This window comes from Paenibacillus sp. DMB5 (assembly GCF_001517085.1).
Taxonomy (GTDB): Bacteria; Bacillota; Bacilli; order Paenibacillales; family Paenibacillaceae; genus Paenibacillus_AQ.
In genome coordinates, this window is sequence record NZ_LRAC01000140.1 from 136,335 (window position 1) to 151,636 (window position 15,302).

Annotated in this window: 13 protein-coding genes and 1 pseudogene; all 14 read right to left on the bottom strand. The window is 52.7% G+C overall.

Annotation, left to right across the window (positions count from 1 at the left end; translation table 11 throughout):
* Nucleotide 1: 1 nt before the first annotated feature.
* Nucleotides 2-1,531, bottom strand: coding sequence for a multiple monosaccharide ABC transporter ATP-binding protein (gene mmsA, locus AWJ19_RS23325; RefSeq protein WP_068727489.1), 1,530 nt, complete (start codon nucleotides 1,529-1,531; stop codon nucleotides 2-4).
* Nucleotides 1,532-1,626: 95 nt separating this feature from the next.
* A complete protein-coding gene (gene chvE, locus AWJ19_RS23330) occupies nucleotides 1,627-2,721 on the bottom strand; it encodes a multiple monosaccharide ABC transporter substrate-binding protein (RefSeq protein ID WP_068727493.1) in 1,095 nt (364 codons plus the stop codon).
* Nucleotides 2,722-3,000: 279 nt separating this feature from the next.
* On the bottom strand, nucleotides 3,001-4,236 hold the full coding sequence (locus AWJ19_RS23335; RefSeq protein ID WP_068727495.1) for a response regulator: 1,236 nt from the start codon (nucleotides 4,234-4,236) through the stop codon (nucleotides 3,001-3,003).
* Nucleotides 4,237-4,254: 18 nt separating this feature from the next.
* Nucleotides 4,255-5,814, bottom strand: coding sequence for a sensor histidine kinase (locus tag AWJ19_RS23340; protein WP_347231142.1), 1,560 nt, complete (start codon nucleotides 5,812-5,814; stop codon nucleotides 4,255-4,257).
* Nucleotides 5,815-5,846: 32 nt separating this feature from the next.
* Entirely contained in the window at nucleotides 5,847-6,122 is a 276-nt protein-coding gene (locus tag AWJ19_RS37670; RefSeq protein ID WP_347231143.1) for a hypothetical protein, read from the bottom strand.
* A 24-nt stretch (nucleotides 6,123-6,146) separates the two neighbouring features.
* Nucleotides 6,147-7,160, bottom strand: a complete 1,014-nt coding sequence (locus AWJ19_RS23345; RefSeq protein ID WP_068727498.1) for a substrate-binding domain-containing protein — start codon at nucleotides 7,158-7,160, stop codon at nucleotides 6,147-6,149.
* A gap of 173 nt (nucleotides 7,161-7,333) precedes the next feature.
* On the bottom strand, nucleotides 7,334-9,139 hold the full coding sequence (locus tag AWJ19_RS23350; RefSeq protein ID WP_128083676.1) for an LTA synthase family protein: 1,806 nt from the start codon (nucleotides 9,137-9,139) through the stop codon (nucleotides 7,334-7,336).
* Nucleotides 9,140-9,361: 222 nt separating this feature from the next.
* Nucleotides 9,362-10,350: pseudogene (locus tag AWJ19_RS23355) on the bottom strand (aldose 1-epimerase).
* Between the two features lie 84 nt (nucleotides 10,351-10,434).
* On the bottom strand, nucleotides 10,435-10,662 hold the full coding sequence (locus tag AWJ19_RS37675) for a hypothetical protein (RefSeq protein ID WP_347231144.1): 228 nt from the start codon (nucleotides 10,660-10,662) through the stop codon (nucleotides 10,435-10,437).
* Nucleotides 10,656-11,156 carry an MgtC/SapB family protein gene (locus AWJ19_RS23360; RefSeq protein ID WP_347231145.1) on the bottom strand — a complete coding sequence of 167 codons (501 nt, stop codon included), beginning with the start codon at nucleotides 11,154-11,156 and terminating at the stop codon, nucleotides 10,656-10,658. Before AWJ19_RS23360 ends, AWJ19_RS37675 begins: the two co-directional genes overlap by 7 nt.
* A gap of 215 nt (nucleotides 11,157-11,371) precedes the next feature.
* Nucleotides 11,372-12,163: an SDR family NAD(P)-dependent oxidoreductase gene (locus AWJ19_RS23365; protein ID WP_068727503.1), complete on the bottom strand. Its 792-nt coding sequence runs from the start codon at nucleotides 12,161-12,163 to the stop codon at nucleotides 11,372-11,374.
* Nucleotides 12,164-12,399: 236 nt separating this feature from the next.
* The gene (locus AWJ19_RS23370; RefSeq protein WP_068727505.1) at nucleotides 12,400-13,284 is read right to left on the bottom strand and encodes a GNAT family N-acetyltransferase; all 885 of its coding nucleotides are present in this window, start codon (nucleotides 13,282-13,284) and stop codon (nucleotides 12,400-12,402) included.
* A gap of 278 nt (nucleotides 13,285-13,562) precedes the next feature.
* Complete coding sequence (locus tag AWJ19_RS23375) at nucleotides 13,563-14,357, bottom strand: ABC transporter ATP-binding protein (RefSeq protein WP_068727507.1); 795 nt, start codon at nucleotides 14,355-14,357, stop codon at nucleotides 13,563-13,565.
* The gene (locus AWJ19_RS23380; RefSeq protein ID WP_068727508.1) at nucleotides 14,344-15,270 is read right to left on the bottom strand and encodes an ABC transporter permease; all 927 of its coding nucleotides are present in this window, start codon (nucleotides 15,268-15,270) and stop codon (nucleotides 14,344-14,346) included. Before AWJ19_RS23380 ends, AWJ19_RS23375 begins: the two co-directional genes overlap by 14 nt.
* Between the last annotated feature and the right edge of the window lie 32 nt (nucleotides 15,271-15,302).

Here is a 15,302-nt window from a genome sequence, read left to right on the forward strand (position 1 = left end):
GTTACCCCCTGCTTCGTGTCATATATTTCATCAGCAGCTCCTGCGTAGCGTCCTGCCGCTGCACCTCACCTGTGATCCGTCCCTCGCACATCGTATAAATTCTGTCGCACATCCCGATAATTTCCGGCAGCTCGGAGGAGATGACCAGCACGCCCCGTCCTTCCGCAGCCAGGCTGTTAATAATTGAGTAAATTTCATATTTGGCGCCAACGTCAATTCCGCGTGTCGGCTCATCCAGTATAAGCACATCCGGCTGGGCATAAATCCACTTGCTTAGCACAACCTTCTGCTGGTTGCCGCCGCTTAAATTTACCGTTTTCTGCAGAATACTTGGTGTCTTGATGTTCAGCTTCCTGCGGTATTCCTCTGCCACCAGCACTTCCTTATTCTCATCGATCACACCATGCCGTGACAGCTTATTCAGGCTGCTGAGCGAAATGTTGCGTTTGATATCATCAATCAGGATCAGGCCGTAATGCTTGCGGTCTTCCGTTACATAGGCAAGTCCGCCCGCAATAGCCTGGCTGATATCATTGAAATGAACCTCCCGGCCGTGCATGAACAGCTCTCCGCTGATCCGTCTGCCGTACGATTTGCCGAATACACTCATCGCCAGCTCCGTCCGGCCGGCCCCCATCAGCCCGGCAATGCCGACTACCTCACCGCGGCGGATATGCATATTGATCCGGTCGAGCATTTTGCGGTCTGCTTGCGTCGGATGATAGACTTCCCAGTCGCGGATTTCAAAAATGGTCTCCCCAAGCTCCGGCGTCCGCTCCGGGTAGCGGTTAGTCAGATCGCGGCCGACCATGCCTTTTATAATGACATCCTCGGTTACCGCATCCTGCTTCATATCCAGCGTTCTGATCGTCTGGCCGTCCCGCAATATCGTTACCGAATCCGCTACCTTCTCGATTTCGTTCAATTTGTGTGAAATGATAATTGAGGAGATTCCCCGCTTCTTCAGCTCCAGGATCAGGGTCAGCAGGTTCTCGCTATCATCCTCGTTCAGCGCCGCTGTAGGCTCATCAAGAATGAGCAGCTTCACTTCTTTGGACAACGCCTTGGCGATCTCCACCAGCTGCTGCTTGCCGACACCGATTGTCGATACCCGGGTCAGCGGAGATTCGCCCAGGCCGACGGTCCCAAGCAGCTCCCTGGTTCTCAGCGTCGTTTCATTCCAGTTGATTACTCCGCGCTTTGCCTGCTCATTGCCAAGGAAGATATTTTCCGAAATCGACAAATACGGAATCAGCGCCAGCTCCTGATGAATAATGACGATGCCCAGCCGTTCGCTGTCCTTGATATCCCTGAACTGGCATACCTCGCCGCCGAACAGGATATCCCCTTCATAACTGCCATGCGGATATACCCCGCTAAGCACCTTCATCAGGGTCGACTTTCCGGCGCCGTTCTCCCCGCAGAGGGCATGGATCTCGCCCGCCTTCACCTTCAGGTTAACATCCGACAGCGCCTTGACCCCCGGAAAGGTCTTCGTAATCCCCTTCATTTCCAAAATATACTCACTCATCTGACTCTCACCCAGCTTTCCCTGTTACTGTGAAGCGGAATGCCGGCGGCTGTACAGAAAGAACCGCCGCATGCCGCCTATATTGTGCCTGCCGGTTATTGGCCGAGCTGCTCTTTAGTATAATAGCCGCCCTCTACCAGCACTTTATCCACATTGCCTGCGTCTACAGAGACAGGTTCAAGCAGATAAGAAGGAACAATCTTGACTCCGTTGTCATAAGTAGTCGTATCATTGACCTCCGCTTCTGTACCCTTCAGCACACTTTCCGTCATTTGTACTGCCTTCTTGGCCAGCTCACGGGTATCCTTGAACACGGTTTGGGTCTGCTCTCCGGCCAGAATCGATTTCACCGATGCCAGCTCGGCATCTTGGCCTGTTACAACAGGCAGCTTCTTATCTCCCGAGCCGTAGCCTACCCCCTTCAGGGAAGAGAGAATGCCGATGCTGATGCCGTCATAAGGAGAAAGCACCGCATCAAGATTGTCGCTCGCATAGTTGGCGCTCAGCAGATTATCCATCCGTGCCTGGGCAGTGGCACCATCCCAGCGTAAGGTTGCCACCTGTTCCATCGTAGTCTGTTTACTGCGTACAACCAGCTTGCCGGAGTCGATATAAGGCTTCAGGACGGACATCGCCCCGTCGAAAAAGAAGTACGCGTTATTATCGTCCGGCGAACCGCCGAACAGCTCGATGTTGAAAGGTCCCTTACCTTCCTTCAGCCCCAACTGCTCTTCAATATAGGAGCCCTGCAGTACACCGACCTTGAAATTGTCGAAGGTAGCATAATAGTCTACATATTCACTCTTTTTGATCAGCCGGTCATAGGCAATTACGCTTACACCCGCGTCATGCGCCTTCTGCAGCACATCGGTTAAGGCCTCACCATCGATTGAAGCGATTACAAGTGCCTTCACCCCTTTGGTGATCATATTCTCAATCTGCGCTACCTGATTTTCAACGACATCCTCCGCATATTGCAGGTCCGTACTGTACCCCAGTGCTTCGAACTCCTTCACCATGTTGTTGCCGTCATTCACCCAGCGTTCGGAAGATTTCGTAGGCATCGCGATTCCTACTTTGCCGCTCTTTCCTTCCGAGCTGCCCGAGCTGCCCGAATTGTCCGCGTTGCCGCAAGCAGCCGTCATTAGCATCAGTGCCAGCGTCAACAGGATAAGTCCAATTTTCTTCATTCTGCATTCCCCCTGAAAGGTTCTGTTGTTGTTTCTGAGAGGCGGGTGCCTCCCGCTTCACAAATTGAGTATAGCAATGCGTATACCTGGCCGTATTTACACTGAAACTACTGTTTTTATAAAAAAACTACCTTTGTGTTTACGCTTACAATCATGGACAAAAAAAGAACACATTCAGCATAGAGCTGCATGTGTCCTCCAGTGTTAACACGGTAGATACGGTGCCTTGTTTTTAGATCGGGCTTTATTTACATCCTTACCTGTACCCGCCCTTACTTCTTAACCATTCCCGGTCCTTCCGCCGCCCTCTGTCTCACCGGGAAGCACGCCTTTACGGAACTGCAGCGGAGATACGCCGGTCTGTTTTTTGAAAGCTGTGCTGAAATAATGCTGCGTCTCGTAACCTGAGCGTTCGGCAATTTCATTGATACTCCATTCGGTGGAATTCAGCAGCTGGGCGGCTTTGCGGATCCGGATCTGAGTCAGATAGGTGCCAAACGATTCACCCAGCTCCTGCTTGAACAATCGGCTGAGATAGACCGGAGAGGCCTGGAGCTTCCCAGCCATCGACTCAAGACTCAGATCACATTCGGTGTAATGCTCCAGCATATGTTGTCTGGCCCGGCGGACCAGCGGCGACAGAGGCTGCTCGCTGGACAGGGATACCCTGCATTTGCGGTAAGCAGAGGGCAGACTGGTCAGATCGCCGGAAACCTGCTGGAACCCAAGCTCCACAGCAATCTTGAGATGGCTGCGCACTGCTGCCTCAATGCCGGCCAGCGCCCCTTCTCCGCTGCCTTCCCATAGAAGGATGACTATCAGTCCGGCGCTGTCCCGGAAAATGACCTTTGGATAAACCTCCAGCAGCTCAGCACTGATATTCTCAATGGCATACAGAAACAGCTGGCGTTCGCTGTCCTTCATCGATGGCTGGCGTACTTCGCCGCGCCAGCGGATCACGGCAAGCAGCTCCGGGCAGGCCGGGGGCAGCTTCAGAAACTGCAGCTGCTCACTGATCTCCTCGCGGCTGAGGTTCCCCTCCAGCCACTCCTGGCAGAATCGTTCACGCAGCAGCGGAAAGTTCTTGAGGATCTGTCTCGAGGCTTGCTGGAAGTGCTCGCTTTGGCGGCGCTCTGTCTCCAGATCATCCCGTACCCCCCGTAGCACCTGCATCAGCTGCTGCGGATCTGCGGGCTTCAGTATGTAATCATTAACCTGCAGCCGGATGGACTCCTGGGCATAGGAGAATTCATCATGCCCGGTAATGACAATAATCCGGCAGCCCGGCAGACGCTCCTTCAGCTGCTTCATTAGCTCAATGCCATGCATAATCGGCATGTTCAGATCCACCAGAGCAATGTGGACCCCATGGTGCAGTGCAAGTTCAAGCGCCTCTTCCCCGTCTTCCGCCTCTGCTGCAACCTCTAGGCCGAGACTATTCCAGTCTACACATCGCCGGATGCCTTCACGAATAATCTCTTCATCGTCGGCAATCATCACCTTCCAATGCTCCATAGCCCTCAAGCCCCTCTCTTAGTCAGCATAATCCGCCGGACTGCTGCTCCGTACAACCGGATGCCGGACAGTTACCACAGTGCCACTCCCTGCTGTACTTTCAATAACTAGACCATAAGGCTCCCCGTAAGTGAGCCTGATCCTTGCCTGCACATTCAGAATGCCGTAGCCGCTGCCGCTGCTGCCAACTGCCCCTTGGTCAGCCTCTGCAGTTTCACCATCCACACCCGCCGACTCCAGACGCTTGTTAAGCAGCGCAAGCCGCTCTGCGGCCATTCCGGCGCCGTCATCCGTTACTGTCATGTACAGGTCACCTTGCCGTTCTTCTACTGTAATAGTGATCCTGCCGGGGCCGCGCCGTTCCTTGATCCCGTGATAAATGGCATTTTCCACAATCGGCTGCAACAGCAGCTTCAGCACATACAGCTCACCGAGCCGGGGATCCGCTGAAATGGAGTAAGACAGCTTACTGCTGTACCGGGTATGCTGGATCTGCAAATAACTGACGATATGCTCCAGCTCATCTGACAGCGGGATAATGTCACTGCCCTTGCTAAGCCCCAGCCGGAACAGCCTGGAGAGAGACTGCACCACGCCGGCAATGTCCTCCGCACCTTTGCTGCGGGCCATCCAATGGATCGTATCAAGCGTATTGTAGAGAAAATGCGGCTTGATATGCGCCTGCAGGCTGCGCAGCTCCGCCTCCCGCTTCTGCCGTGCCTGCAGCTCGGTCAGCGAGAGCAGCCGGCTGATCTGGACCAGCATCGTATTGAAGCTGCGGCCAAGCATTCCGATCTCATCTGAACGGTTCCCCCAGTAGCGGATCGTCAGATCACCGGACTGCGCCTTGCTCATGAAGGAGGCCAGCTGGCCGATCGGCCGGGAGATGGAATAGGCCAGATAGAAAGAGGCCGTCATCCCGAGCATGCAGACTACAAACACAAAGGTGACTACATTAAAGGTGATTTCCCGTACACCATAGGCGGATTCATCCATCGGAAAGACACCTACCGTGGTCCAGCCGGTAAATGACGAGGTCCGGTAGATCAGCTGAATCTCCCGCTTATCCGCTTCTACCGAGGTAATGCCGGAGCTGTCAGTAAACAGGTCTGCCTGAATAGACTGCATGAACGGGTGCTGCGGCGTATAAACAATCTCCCCGCTGCTGTCGACCACAGTCAGATAGCCTGTTTTGCCCAGCGTGACATCCCGTGCAGTTTCGGCAATTGCCCGCAGCTTCATATCCACCAGCACCACTCCCTGAACGATCTGCGTATCGGGATCTACAATCGCCCTGACGGCAGATACGACCTCACTTTCTTTATAGTCGGCATGGGACTTGACGGCACGGCCGTAAGGATGACCGATTATTTTGAAGATACCTTTGTTGGCCGCTGCCGCCTTGTACCATGCCTCCTCGGTCAGTTCGGTATCCGGCCGGGTGTACATCTCGTTACTGATGTAATCACCGTCCCGGTTCACCAGCATTATTCCGGCGATTTCCGAGCTAAGCGTAGTGAAGCCCTGCAGGAACTTTCGGATGTTATATTCCACCGGTTCGCCGTTAACTCCGGTCACGCCGGAGCCTGCGCTGCCCGGAAGCTGACCGCTCAGAAAAGACTCGACCCGGGGTCGAACGAGATCAGATAAGATATTTTCTGCAGATTCTCCACATCATTCTCCAGTGCGGCATTGACCTTGCCAATCAGCTGCATCGTATTCTCATTGCTCTGCTGCTCCACTCTGCGGTCAACCGTCCAGCCGATCAGCAGCCCTAGTCCGATGGAAGGCAGAATGCTGATTAACAGAAAATGAATGATCAGCTTATAGCGGATCGGCATATTATTCAGCTTAAGCTTTTCAAAAGTCAGCCCGTGCCTGTTCATAAGATGTCCCTCCCCCGGCCGGGCCTACTTGGCATAATAATTCTCCACATTCGCCCGGGTCACCACATCAATGCCCGTATCTACTGTATCCGGCACCGGCAGCGGCTTATTATTGAGATAGGCTGAAGGATCCTCCAGCAGGCCGCGGTGCAGGTGAAACAGCTCGGTCAGCGACCAAAAACCCATATTCCAGGTGCCTTGGGCCATTGTTGCCGCGATCCGTCCTTCCTTCACCAGATCCAGTGTGCCTTTATCAGTGTCAAAGCTGATAATCTGCATCCGGGAGTCCGTACCCTGTATTTTCCTCACTGCCTCGGCTACTCCGATTCCTCCGTTGGATTCCGTAGCAAAGATCCCTTTAAGCTGCGGATAAGCGGCCAACAGCTGCCCAGCAGCCTCCCTTGAAGCGACCTGATCGCCATCGCCGTCCTTGACGGCTACTATTTTCATCTCCGGAAACTCACTGCGGATGGTCACACTGAATCCGTCTGTACGCTCCTGATGGTTATGCTGCTCAGGTGTTGTGATGATGGCTACTTCTCCCTGTCCGCCCGTAAGCTCTGCCATCTTGCGCGCTGCCTCAACGCCGGCATTGTAATTATCCGTGCCCAGGAACGAGTAAGCTTTACTTGCAGGAGCACCCGAATCAAACAGAACAACCGGGATTCCGCTATCCACCGCTTTGTTGATCGTGGCTGTCAGCAATTCGGAGTTGACTGCAGAGATGGCAATGCCTGCCGGCTTTCTGGCAATAATCTGCTCCAGTACCGTCATTTGCTCATTCGCGTCATGCTGAGTCGAGCCATGATATTCTACGGATACATTGAGTTCCTCCGCAGCATCCTCAAAGCCCTTCAGAACACTTTTCCAGTAATCGATGCCGAGCTGAAAGGTGACCATTACATACTTGTCTTCGATATTGCCGCGCAGGCCCGCCGTTTCCCAAGGGTCCGTGCTGCTTGCCTGCAGCTTGTAGTTCAGTACATACACCAGGAAAATTCCGATCAGAAGCACATAGACCAGCCATAGCTTCTTCACCATGTAACCCCTTTCATAAGTGAATGATAATCAGTTGCTAAGGCCATGATACCTTGTTTGCCGGAAGTTGAAAATAACAAATGATTGCCGCTGAGCAATTGGCAGCACACGCTATACATAGACAAACAGGCCCCGCAATGGGGGCCTGTACGCAAACCTGCTGCTGCTGCGAATCAGAACAACAGGCCTGCCGAGTAGCTCTCGCCCTCCAGCAGGTCATATTCCACCAGGCGGTAATCGTCAAGCAACTCCTGCTGTTTCGGAGTCAAGCCGCTCTGCGGACCGGAATTTCCGAGCAGGACAGCTTTGCTGAGGCCGGGAATCTCTGCCTGAACCTGTTCAAGCAGCTTGTAGTACGGAGGCAAAGACATTCCGGACAAACGGAAGACCTCCGGACCCAGGTAAGCCGGACTGAGCGTACCGAGCGGATCCGCTCCTATATCAAAGTTGGCCAGCACCATCAGCTTGGTCTCATGCTTCAGCCGGGGCTCTCGATCCCAGCCTGCTGCCGAATAAATTCCTGAGGACAGCGCCGGCAGATGGTCGCCCCAAAATACGGCAATGGTCGGCCGCTCTATTGTCAGCAGCTCCTGCTGCAGATAAGCCAGCGCTTCGTCAGTAAGACTGGTATTGTGCACATAGGTTTCGATTTCATCTTTATATTCAGCCTCCACCCCGCTGACGCTAATGGTATTCGGCCCGTTCAGCCCTTTGGTGAACGGAAAATGATTCTGCATCGTCACCAGATGTAGAAAAACCGGGTCTGCTGCCGATCTAAACCGCCTCACCGCCTCCTGCACGGCAAACTTATCAGAGATATAACCGTCAGGTGTGATACGGCCGCTGTCCCCCATATCCTTTTCACTGGTGAACGAATCGAACCCCAGCATCGGATATACCCGGTTGCGGTTATAAAAGGTTTCATCGAAGGGATGCAGCGCCTCCGCCTTGTAGCCCCGTTCCTTCAGGATGCTGACGATGGACGGCAGGAAGGACATTTTGACCAGCCGCTGCTGATATGGAATGGAGCCGTCGTTCAAAAAATACATGGACAGTCCGGTCAGCGCTTCAAATTCCACATTAGCCGTATTTCCGCCAAATTCAGGGGAGAGCAGATAGCCGGATGGCGTTGTCTGCTCCGCCGAATGGATAAAGCTGAGCGGGTCTTCACTGAAAGCAAGCCCCTCCAGCCGTGTAGGGTCGAAAAAAGCTTCATCCATCATGAACAGGATATTGGGCTGCTCCCCGGCAGCAGCTGTCCCTCCGCTATCCGGCTGTTCCCTGTATCTGGCGGCAATTTCTTCGATTGCCTGTTTGCTGTAGCCTTCAGGCTGCTCCATCAGATTTTGCCGCAGATTGCCTGTAAAGGCGTAGAGGAAGCCATTCTGGGTGTAATTCACCTTCTGGTTCCAGAAAATATTCTGGTACTTCAGTGAGGAAGCGAGCGGACTCTGCCCGCTGACCATTGTGATAAATCCGGCCAGTATGATAACAGATATAACCCCCAGTGTGATCCTGGACGGCAGGCGAAGCTTCATCTCCGGCAGCCGGCGCAGCAGCAGGACAAGCACGGCAACGAACAGCACGCCTGCAGCCAGCAGCGGCGGTGAGATCATGCCCTTCGTGATGGTGCGCATATCTGCGGCATTTTTGAGCAGCAGCAGATCCCAGGGAAACAGCGGCTCCCCGGTTGTTGACAGCTTTTTATAATTTGCAGTACCGGTCACGGCACCGGCTAACAGGATTATTCCCGGCCCGATATACATATTGGGCAGAAGGACTGATGCTGCCAGCAGAAAGAAAAAGAAAAAAAGGCTGCCGGATATATATAACAGCGGATACTCAAGGATCCAGCCGAATATACGTTGAAGCTCCAGACTGAATGAGGCTGCCTGCAGGCAGAAATTCAGCAGGAATCCGGCAAGCAGCAGGCCGGCTGCCAGCTGCCATGTCCGCCTGGGTAACATTGTGTGGCGCAAAACAATCACTCCTATCTATACTAAACGTGTAGTATACGCCACTTACCTTAAAACAGGATTAAATTCAGAACATCCCCCTTGTATCGTTGCTCCTATTCTTAACCTCCGCCGGCTAGAGGTATACTTTTTTAGACAAGCAAAAAAAGCGGGGGCAGCACGCAGCTACTTCCCGCCCTATTTTAACCTTTTCAATACACGCGGCATTAGCCCCGCTTAACCCTATTATTTTACATACAGTCGGCCGGTCTCTTCCCAGAATTCTCCCGGTGCCAGACTGAACAGCCCGATTTGATCGCCGGAAGATCAACCTTCGGCGCATTCACGAGGTTAATCTGCGGTTCAGGGCAGAAGAAGCCCTCGGTTGCCCCGTTGTTCCAGATCATCCACTGCTTGTACGATGTTCCTACATCGTAAACGAGCGTTACACCAGACTTGCTGTCTGTAAGCTCCATCCGGTTACGGCCATTCTGGGCCACCGCAGTATAATGGTTGTCCATTGGCGCATAGAACGGGTACAGGCCTTCATCACGCAGGGCAATTTCGTCCGCAGTCAGTTCCTGGTAAGCACCTGTAGGCAGCATACGCTCGTTAAGCTCCCAGCGTTCGCCGATCGTCAGCTTCACCTTGTAATCCTGAGGTGTACTTCCGGGCGCAAACGGCGCATTAATGGCGGTATGGAAGGCCAGCAGACAAGGCATCAGCTCTTCACCGTCATTGTGCACCTGCAGGTGCTGGGACAAACCGCCTTCACCAAGCGTATAGCGCAGCTTAACGGTATATTTGAACGGCAGATACTGATAAGAAGGATGGTTCTCATCCACCTTGATGGCAACTGTTACGAAGCTCTCGTTTTTGCCGGCGCCAAATTCCTCAACTTCCCAGGCAGCCGTATGTAAAAAACCATGCAGATGGTTGCCGGTCGCCGTCTCGTTCACCGGAAGGTGGTAGGTCTGCCCGTTAAAAGGGAATTCGCCGTCTTCATAACGGTTTGGAGGAAACAGCACCGGAATCCCATGAATCCCCGGACTGGCCTTGAATGCCTCCATCTCCTCCGCACCCGGCTCATGCAGGAAACGGTAACCATTCTCGGTATCGCGGAAGCAGATCAGATTGCCCCCGATATGCGGCAGGATTGCCGCCTCATAACGTCCGGCCTTCAGCCAGACCGCAGCTTCCCCTTCAAATTGGCCTTCATAAGCAGTAATCGACATTGTACATTCTTTCTCCCTTCCATAATCTCAAAATGACTCTCTTAGATAGATTAACACATCTGCGGAAGCGGTAACATGGCATTTTTACAATTGTTCCACTTCGACGCTCATGACATGCTCTATTTTTTTCACATCGTAATAGATTTCAGTCGCATAATCATGATCAGGCGCAGACAAAACCATATCGATCAGCTGTCTGCCGTCATCCAGATCCTTGATTTTCATCCTGCGGATGGCCCGGCCCGGTTTACGTGTTTTACGCTGCTCCGTCATAGGACGTCCCTCGATTTTCTGAATGACCTCAGTCAGCACGTAGTTAGGCTCCATAATGATTTTGACGGAGATTTCATGCTTGTTAAGCACCTCCGGGCGATTGCCTTAATCAGCAGCGGAACTGCGTTCACAGCGAACATAAGCAGTACTACCGCATACCCCGCCTCCAGGTAAAAGCCTGCACCTACTGCAATTCCGATCCCCGAGGCAGTCCAGATTAGCGCCGCTGAGGTCAGGCCCGAAATGGCATCTCCACCTCTGCGCAAAATCACACCGGCTCCTAAAAAACCGATCCCGCTGACGATCTGTGCTGCCAGACGCATCGGATCCATCGTAGGATGTTCCGCCCCGCCAAACTTGTCATAGGCGTGAATGGAGACAAGTGTCACCAGACAGCTCGCGATGCTGATAACCATGCTGGTCCGGATCCCCAGCGGTTTCTGCTTCAATTGCCGGTCGATGCCGATGAACAGCCCGAACAGCATGGCCACCAGCAGTTTTACAATTGATTCTGTATGAAGATCAATACTCATGGCTCCTCCTCTAAAAAAACAGATAGAAACAGTATACCTTAAAACGGATGCCAGGCTGATGACAAATTAAAAAAGAAGAAGAAACGAATGCCGCTCTGCCGCATACCGCATTAACCCGTTAGAGGCAGCTGCAGCATTGCCGGTGATGGAATCCGTTTCTTCGGAAAAGGAACTATTCTTTACAGGTTATGCCGGTCAGTGCCCCTATAGAATGGTCAGCCGTGCAACAGCGATTCGGCACCGTCACAATAAATTTCTGTTCCAGTAATATGATCGGAATCGTTCGAAGCGAGGAACAACGCAAGCTTGGCCACCTGGTCCGGACGTCCCGGCCCTTCCTCCAGCGGCTGATCACCCTCAGGGAAATCCACCGGAATCTGCACTTCCTTCAGATCCTCAGACGGATAGGTGTTATCATCAATATTAGTCTTGATGGCTCCGGGACAAATGGCATTGACTCTGATCTTGTACTGTGCCAGCTCAAGGGCCGCCATTTTCATAAAAGCAACCTGGCCCGCCTTCGTGGTGCTGTAAGCCGAGAACCCGATATTGGAGAAGACCCGGTTTCCGTTAATCGAACTGTTAATCAGAATACTGCCGCCCTTCTCCTTAAGATGCGGTATCGCATATTTTACGGTTGCGAACGTCCCCCGCAGATTGATATGAATGGTCTGATCCCAGTCCTCCATCTCCATCGTTTCAATAGGTGCCATAGCCCCGTTAATTCCGGCATTTGCGAACACAATATCCAGCCGACCCCATGTCGCTGCTGCCTGATCGATTGCTTCTTTTACCTGCTGCGGCTGTTCAATATCACATTCAATTACAAGGGCCTCTCCGCCCGCTTCTTCTACCTGCCGTTTTACTTTTTCGGCATTATCAGGTGTACGGTCCAGCAAAATGACCTTGGCGCCGTTTCTGGCAAATTCCAGAACAGAAGCTTTACCGATACCTGAACCTCCGCCGGTTACAACCGCTACTTTACCTGCTAATTTAAGCTCAGCCATTGTTATGTTCCCTCCTGTTGTTGTTCTTTCCCTAACCTTTACCTCGCATTCACGGAAATGAACCGGGTTCTCTTGATTTTGACTTATGCTATTAGTCTGGATACCATTAGAAAGATCAGCAGCAGGCTGTAAACGCAAACATATCCTCATCCTCTATTCGGAATGATGAATGTGGCGCAGTACAAAGAAATGGACCGCGCAGGATAAACCTGCAGCGGTCGTTGGTGTTCTCGTATTCAGCTTAACCGGCTTAACGGGATCACATAGTAATGCGACTCAGCGGTTATTTCAAAACCGGAATTCCCGTATAGCTTCAAGGCCTGGATGTTATCAGTAACTACGCTCAGCCGAACCATCAGCTCTGCCTGCTGTTTAAGAAGATTGACGACTGCGGATAACATTTGCCCGCCGATTCCTTTGCCCTGCTGCGAAGGCAAGACACAAAAATCATGGATAACGGCCAGCGCATGCCCCTGATAATGAATCCGGATCATTCCGGCTGGTTCAGAGCCGGATTCAGCAATATAGGTTATCCGGTCCGGAGCTGCGGTATGTGCCAGGTAGCTGCGCGTCCATTCCTCGGGATCACCAAAGGCTTGCGAGAGGCACGCTATCATGAAGCCTGCATCCCGGGTCTCTTCGCGGCGGATAACCAAATGATGCACTTGAGCAGCTGACTGACTGGCTTCAGTTATCTCCCTGCGGTTCAGCATCATCGTATACTGGGCAGTTGCAAACTCTGCTCCAAATTCAAGCGTGGCTTGAATCCCCGGCTCTGAGTCCGCGGGAACCCGAATCCGGCAGGTCGCCACTCCCTGTATGCGCATATCGCCCGCGGCTTGCTGCAGCAGTCTGCGGAAGATGTCCTGTCGCCGGAAGTCCGGATGAACCATCGCATTAATATTAGCTTCTATGCCGTCTGAAGTATACCAGCTGAGAAATCCGGTTAACTGGCCGCCGCTCAGGCTAAGATAGGCTTCATCACCACCGGTTTCCTTCAGGCTTTCAACACCTACCCGCAGACTTGAGCTGTCAGCCGTCTTGCACGTTCGTTCCAGACTGCGGACCAGCTCAAGCTGGGTGTCACTGTAGTCTGTCATTTTGTAAATATGATGCTGCATATATGATAACCTCATCCGAGAGGGAACTATGCAGTTTATGGACGACTAGGCATTATCCCTCTAATTTCTGTCCGTTGTGTTAGAGCTTCCATTGGCACCGCCTCCTTCATAATCATGCCGATGGGCACTAGTCCATTGTATTCCAATATCTGAAACAGTCAACACAGGTTAGAAAACTTCATATAGAACAAAAAGACTTGAGCCACAGTCAAAGGTCATTGCTTAACTGTGTTCAAGTCTTTATCTCCAAACTTCCGAGGATAATCTGTCTGTAATCTTTATCCCAGCATCATCCGGTCATCTGCCAGCTTGTGCCCGCTGATGGTTTCAAATTCACCCAGCAGGCGCTCAACGGTCAAATCCTTCTTCCGTGATTCGTCGATATCCAGAATGATTGAACCTTTATCCATCATGATCAGCCGGTTGCCGAGACGGATCGCCTGCTCCATGTTATGAGTGACCATCAGTGTCGTCAGGTTCATTTCCCGTACAATGGTTTCTGTGAGCTTGGTGATCAGATCAGCACGGGCTGGGTCAAGCGCTGCCGTATGCTCGTCCAGCAGCAGGATCTGCGGCTGTGTAAAGGTCGCCATCAGCAGGCTGAGCGCCTGCCGCTCACCGCCGGACAGCAGCCCTACCTTGGCCCGCAGGCGGTTCTCAAGACCAATGCCTAGACGGCTCAATTGTTCACGGAACACATTACGTCTGGCCGCATTCACTCCGAAGGCCAGGCCGCGGCTCTGTCCGCGCTTATAGGCCATCGCGAGATTCTCTTCAATCGTCATATGCGGGGCTGTACCGGCCATCGGGTCCTGGAAGACCCGGCCGATCCAGCGGGCCCGCTGGAACTCCGGAAGATGGCTGATGGAGTTCCCTTCGATCCGCGCTTCACCCAGATCGGGCTTCATCACGCCGGAAATAATATTCATCAAGGTAGATTTGCCTGCGCCGTTACTGCCGATGATGGTTACAAAATCACCGGCCCGCAGCTCCAGGTCTATTCCAAGCAGGGCAATCTTCTCATCCGGGGTGCCAGGATTGAACAGCTTGGAGACATTATCAAGCTTTAGCATTGGCTGCTCCCCCTTTCTTGCTACGCAGAGCCTGCTCTGCAAGCTCTGCCGTACGTTTGCGTGCGGTGCTCTTCGTCTTCAGATACCGCTGGATTGAAGGGAACAGCAAGGCAATTATAACGATAATGGCGGTAATCAGCTTCAGATCCGAGGCTTCAAGCCATGGCACCCGGAGCGCAAGCGCTACAACGATACGGTATACGATCGAGCCGAGAACAGCAGCAAGCGTAGCCCGGAAGACGCTTCCGGCCCCAAAGATAGCTTCCCCGATAATAACCGAAGCAAGGCCGATAACAATCATACCAATACCCATAGAAGAATCGGCAAAAGTAGAATACTGGGCAATCAATGCACCGGAGAGTGCAACCATGCCGTTCGACAGACTGATGCCGAGAATAGTCGTAGTATCTGTATTAACACCGAAGCTGCGGATCATCCGCGCGTTGTCACCGGTTGCCCGCAGGGCAAGTCCAAGATCTGTCCGCAGGAACAGGTCCATCAGAATCTTGACCAGTATAACAACAAACGGCATAACGAGCAGCGGATTAATAGAGCTGAACAAGGTATCTTCACCCATCAGCGAAACGTTCGGCTTGCCCAGAATCCGCAGGTTGATTGAATAAAGCGCAATCATCATGAGAATCCCCGACAGCAGACCGTTGATCTTGCCCTTGGTGTGCAGCAATCCTGTACACATCCCGGCAACCATACCGCCGCCAAGCGCACACAGGGTAGCGAGCCAAGGCGCAGAACCGTTCGTAATCATGACGGCAGCAATTGCCCCGCCGGTTGTAAAGCTTCCATCTACAGTCAAATCCGGAAAATCAAGAATCCGGAACGTAATATATACCCCTAGAGCCATAAACGCGTACAAGAGGCCCATTTCCAGGGCTCCGAGCATTGAATTATACATAGGTGACTTCCTCCCTCAAGCGGCAAGGGGCG

Excerpts from the sequence above, each read along its gene's own strand:
- AWJ19_RS23335 (WP_068727495.1), bottom strand. The coding sequence starts at position 4,236 with ATGGAGCATTGGAAGGTGATGATTGCCGACGATGAAGAGATTATTCGT.
- AWJ19_RS23375 (WP_068727507.1), bottom strand. The coding sequence starts at position 14,357 with ATGCTAAAGCTTGATAATGTCTCCAAGCTGTTCAATCCTGGCACCCCG.
- AWJ19_RS23360 (WP_347231145.1), bottom strand. The coding sequence starts at position 11,156 with ATGAGTATTGATCTTCATACAGAATCAATTGTAAAACTGCTGGTGGCC.
- chvE (WP_068727493.1), bottom strand. The coding sequence starts at position 2,721 with ATGAAGAAAATTGGACTTATCCTGTTGACGCTGGCACTGATGCTAATG.
- AWJ19_RS23365 (WP_068727503.1), bottom strand. The coding sequence starts at position 12,163 with ATGGCTGAGCTTAAATTAGCAGGTAAAGTAGCGGTTGTAACCGGCGGA.
- AWJ19_RS23370 (WP_068727505.1), bottom strand. The coding sequence starts at position 13,284 with ATGCAGCATCATATTTACAAAATGACAGACTACAGTGACACCCAGCTT.
- mmsA (WP_068727489.1), bottom strand. The coding sequence starts at position 1,531 with ATGAGTGAGTATATTTTGGAAATGAAGGGGATTACGAAGACCTTTCCG.
- AWJ19_RS37670 (WP_347231143.1), bottom strand. The coding sequence starts at position 6,122 with ATGAACAGGCACGGGCTGACTTTTGAAAAGCTTAAGCTGAATAATATG.
- AWJ19_RS23380 (WP_068727508.1), bottom strand. The coding sequence starts at position 15,270 with ATGTATAATTCAATGCTCGGAGCCCTGGAAATGGGCCTCTTGTACGCG.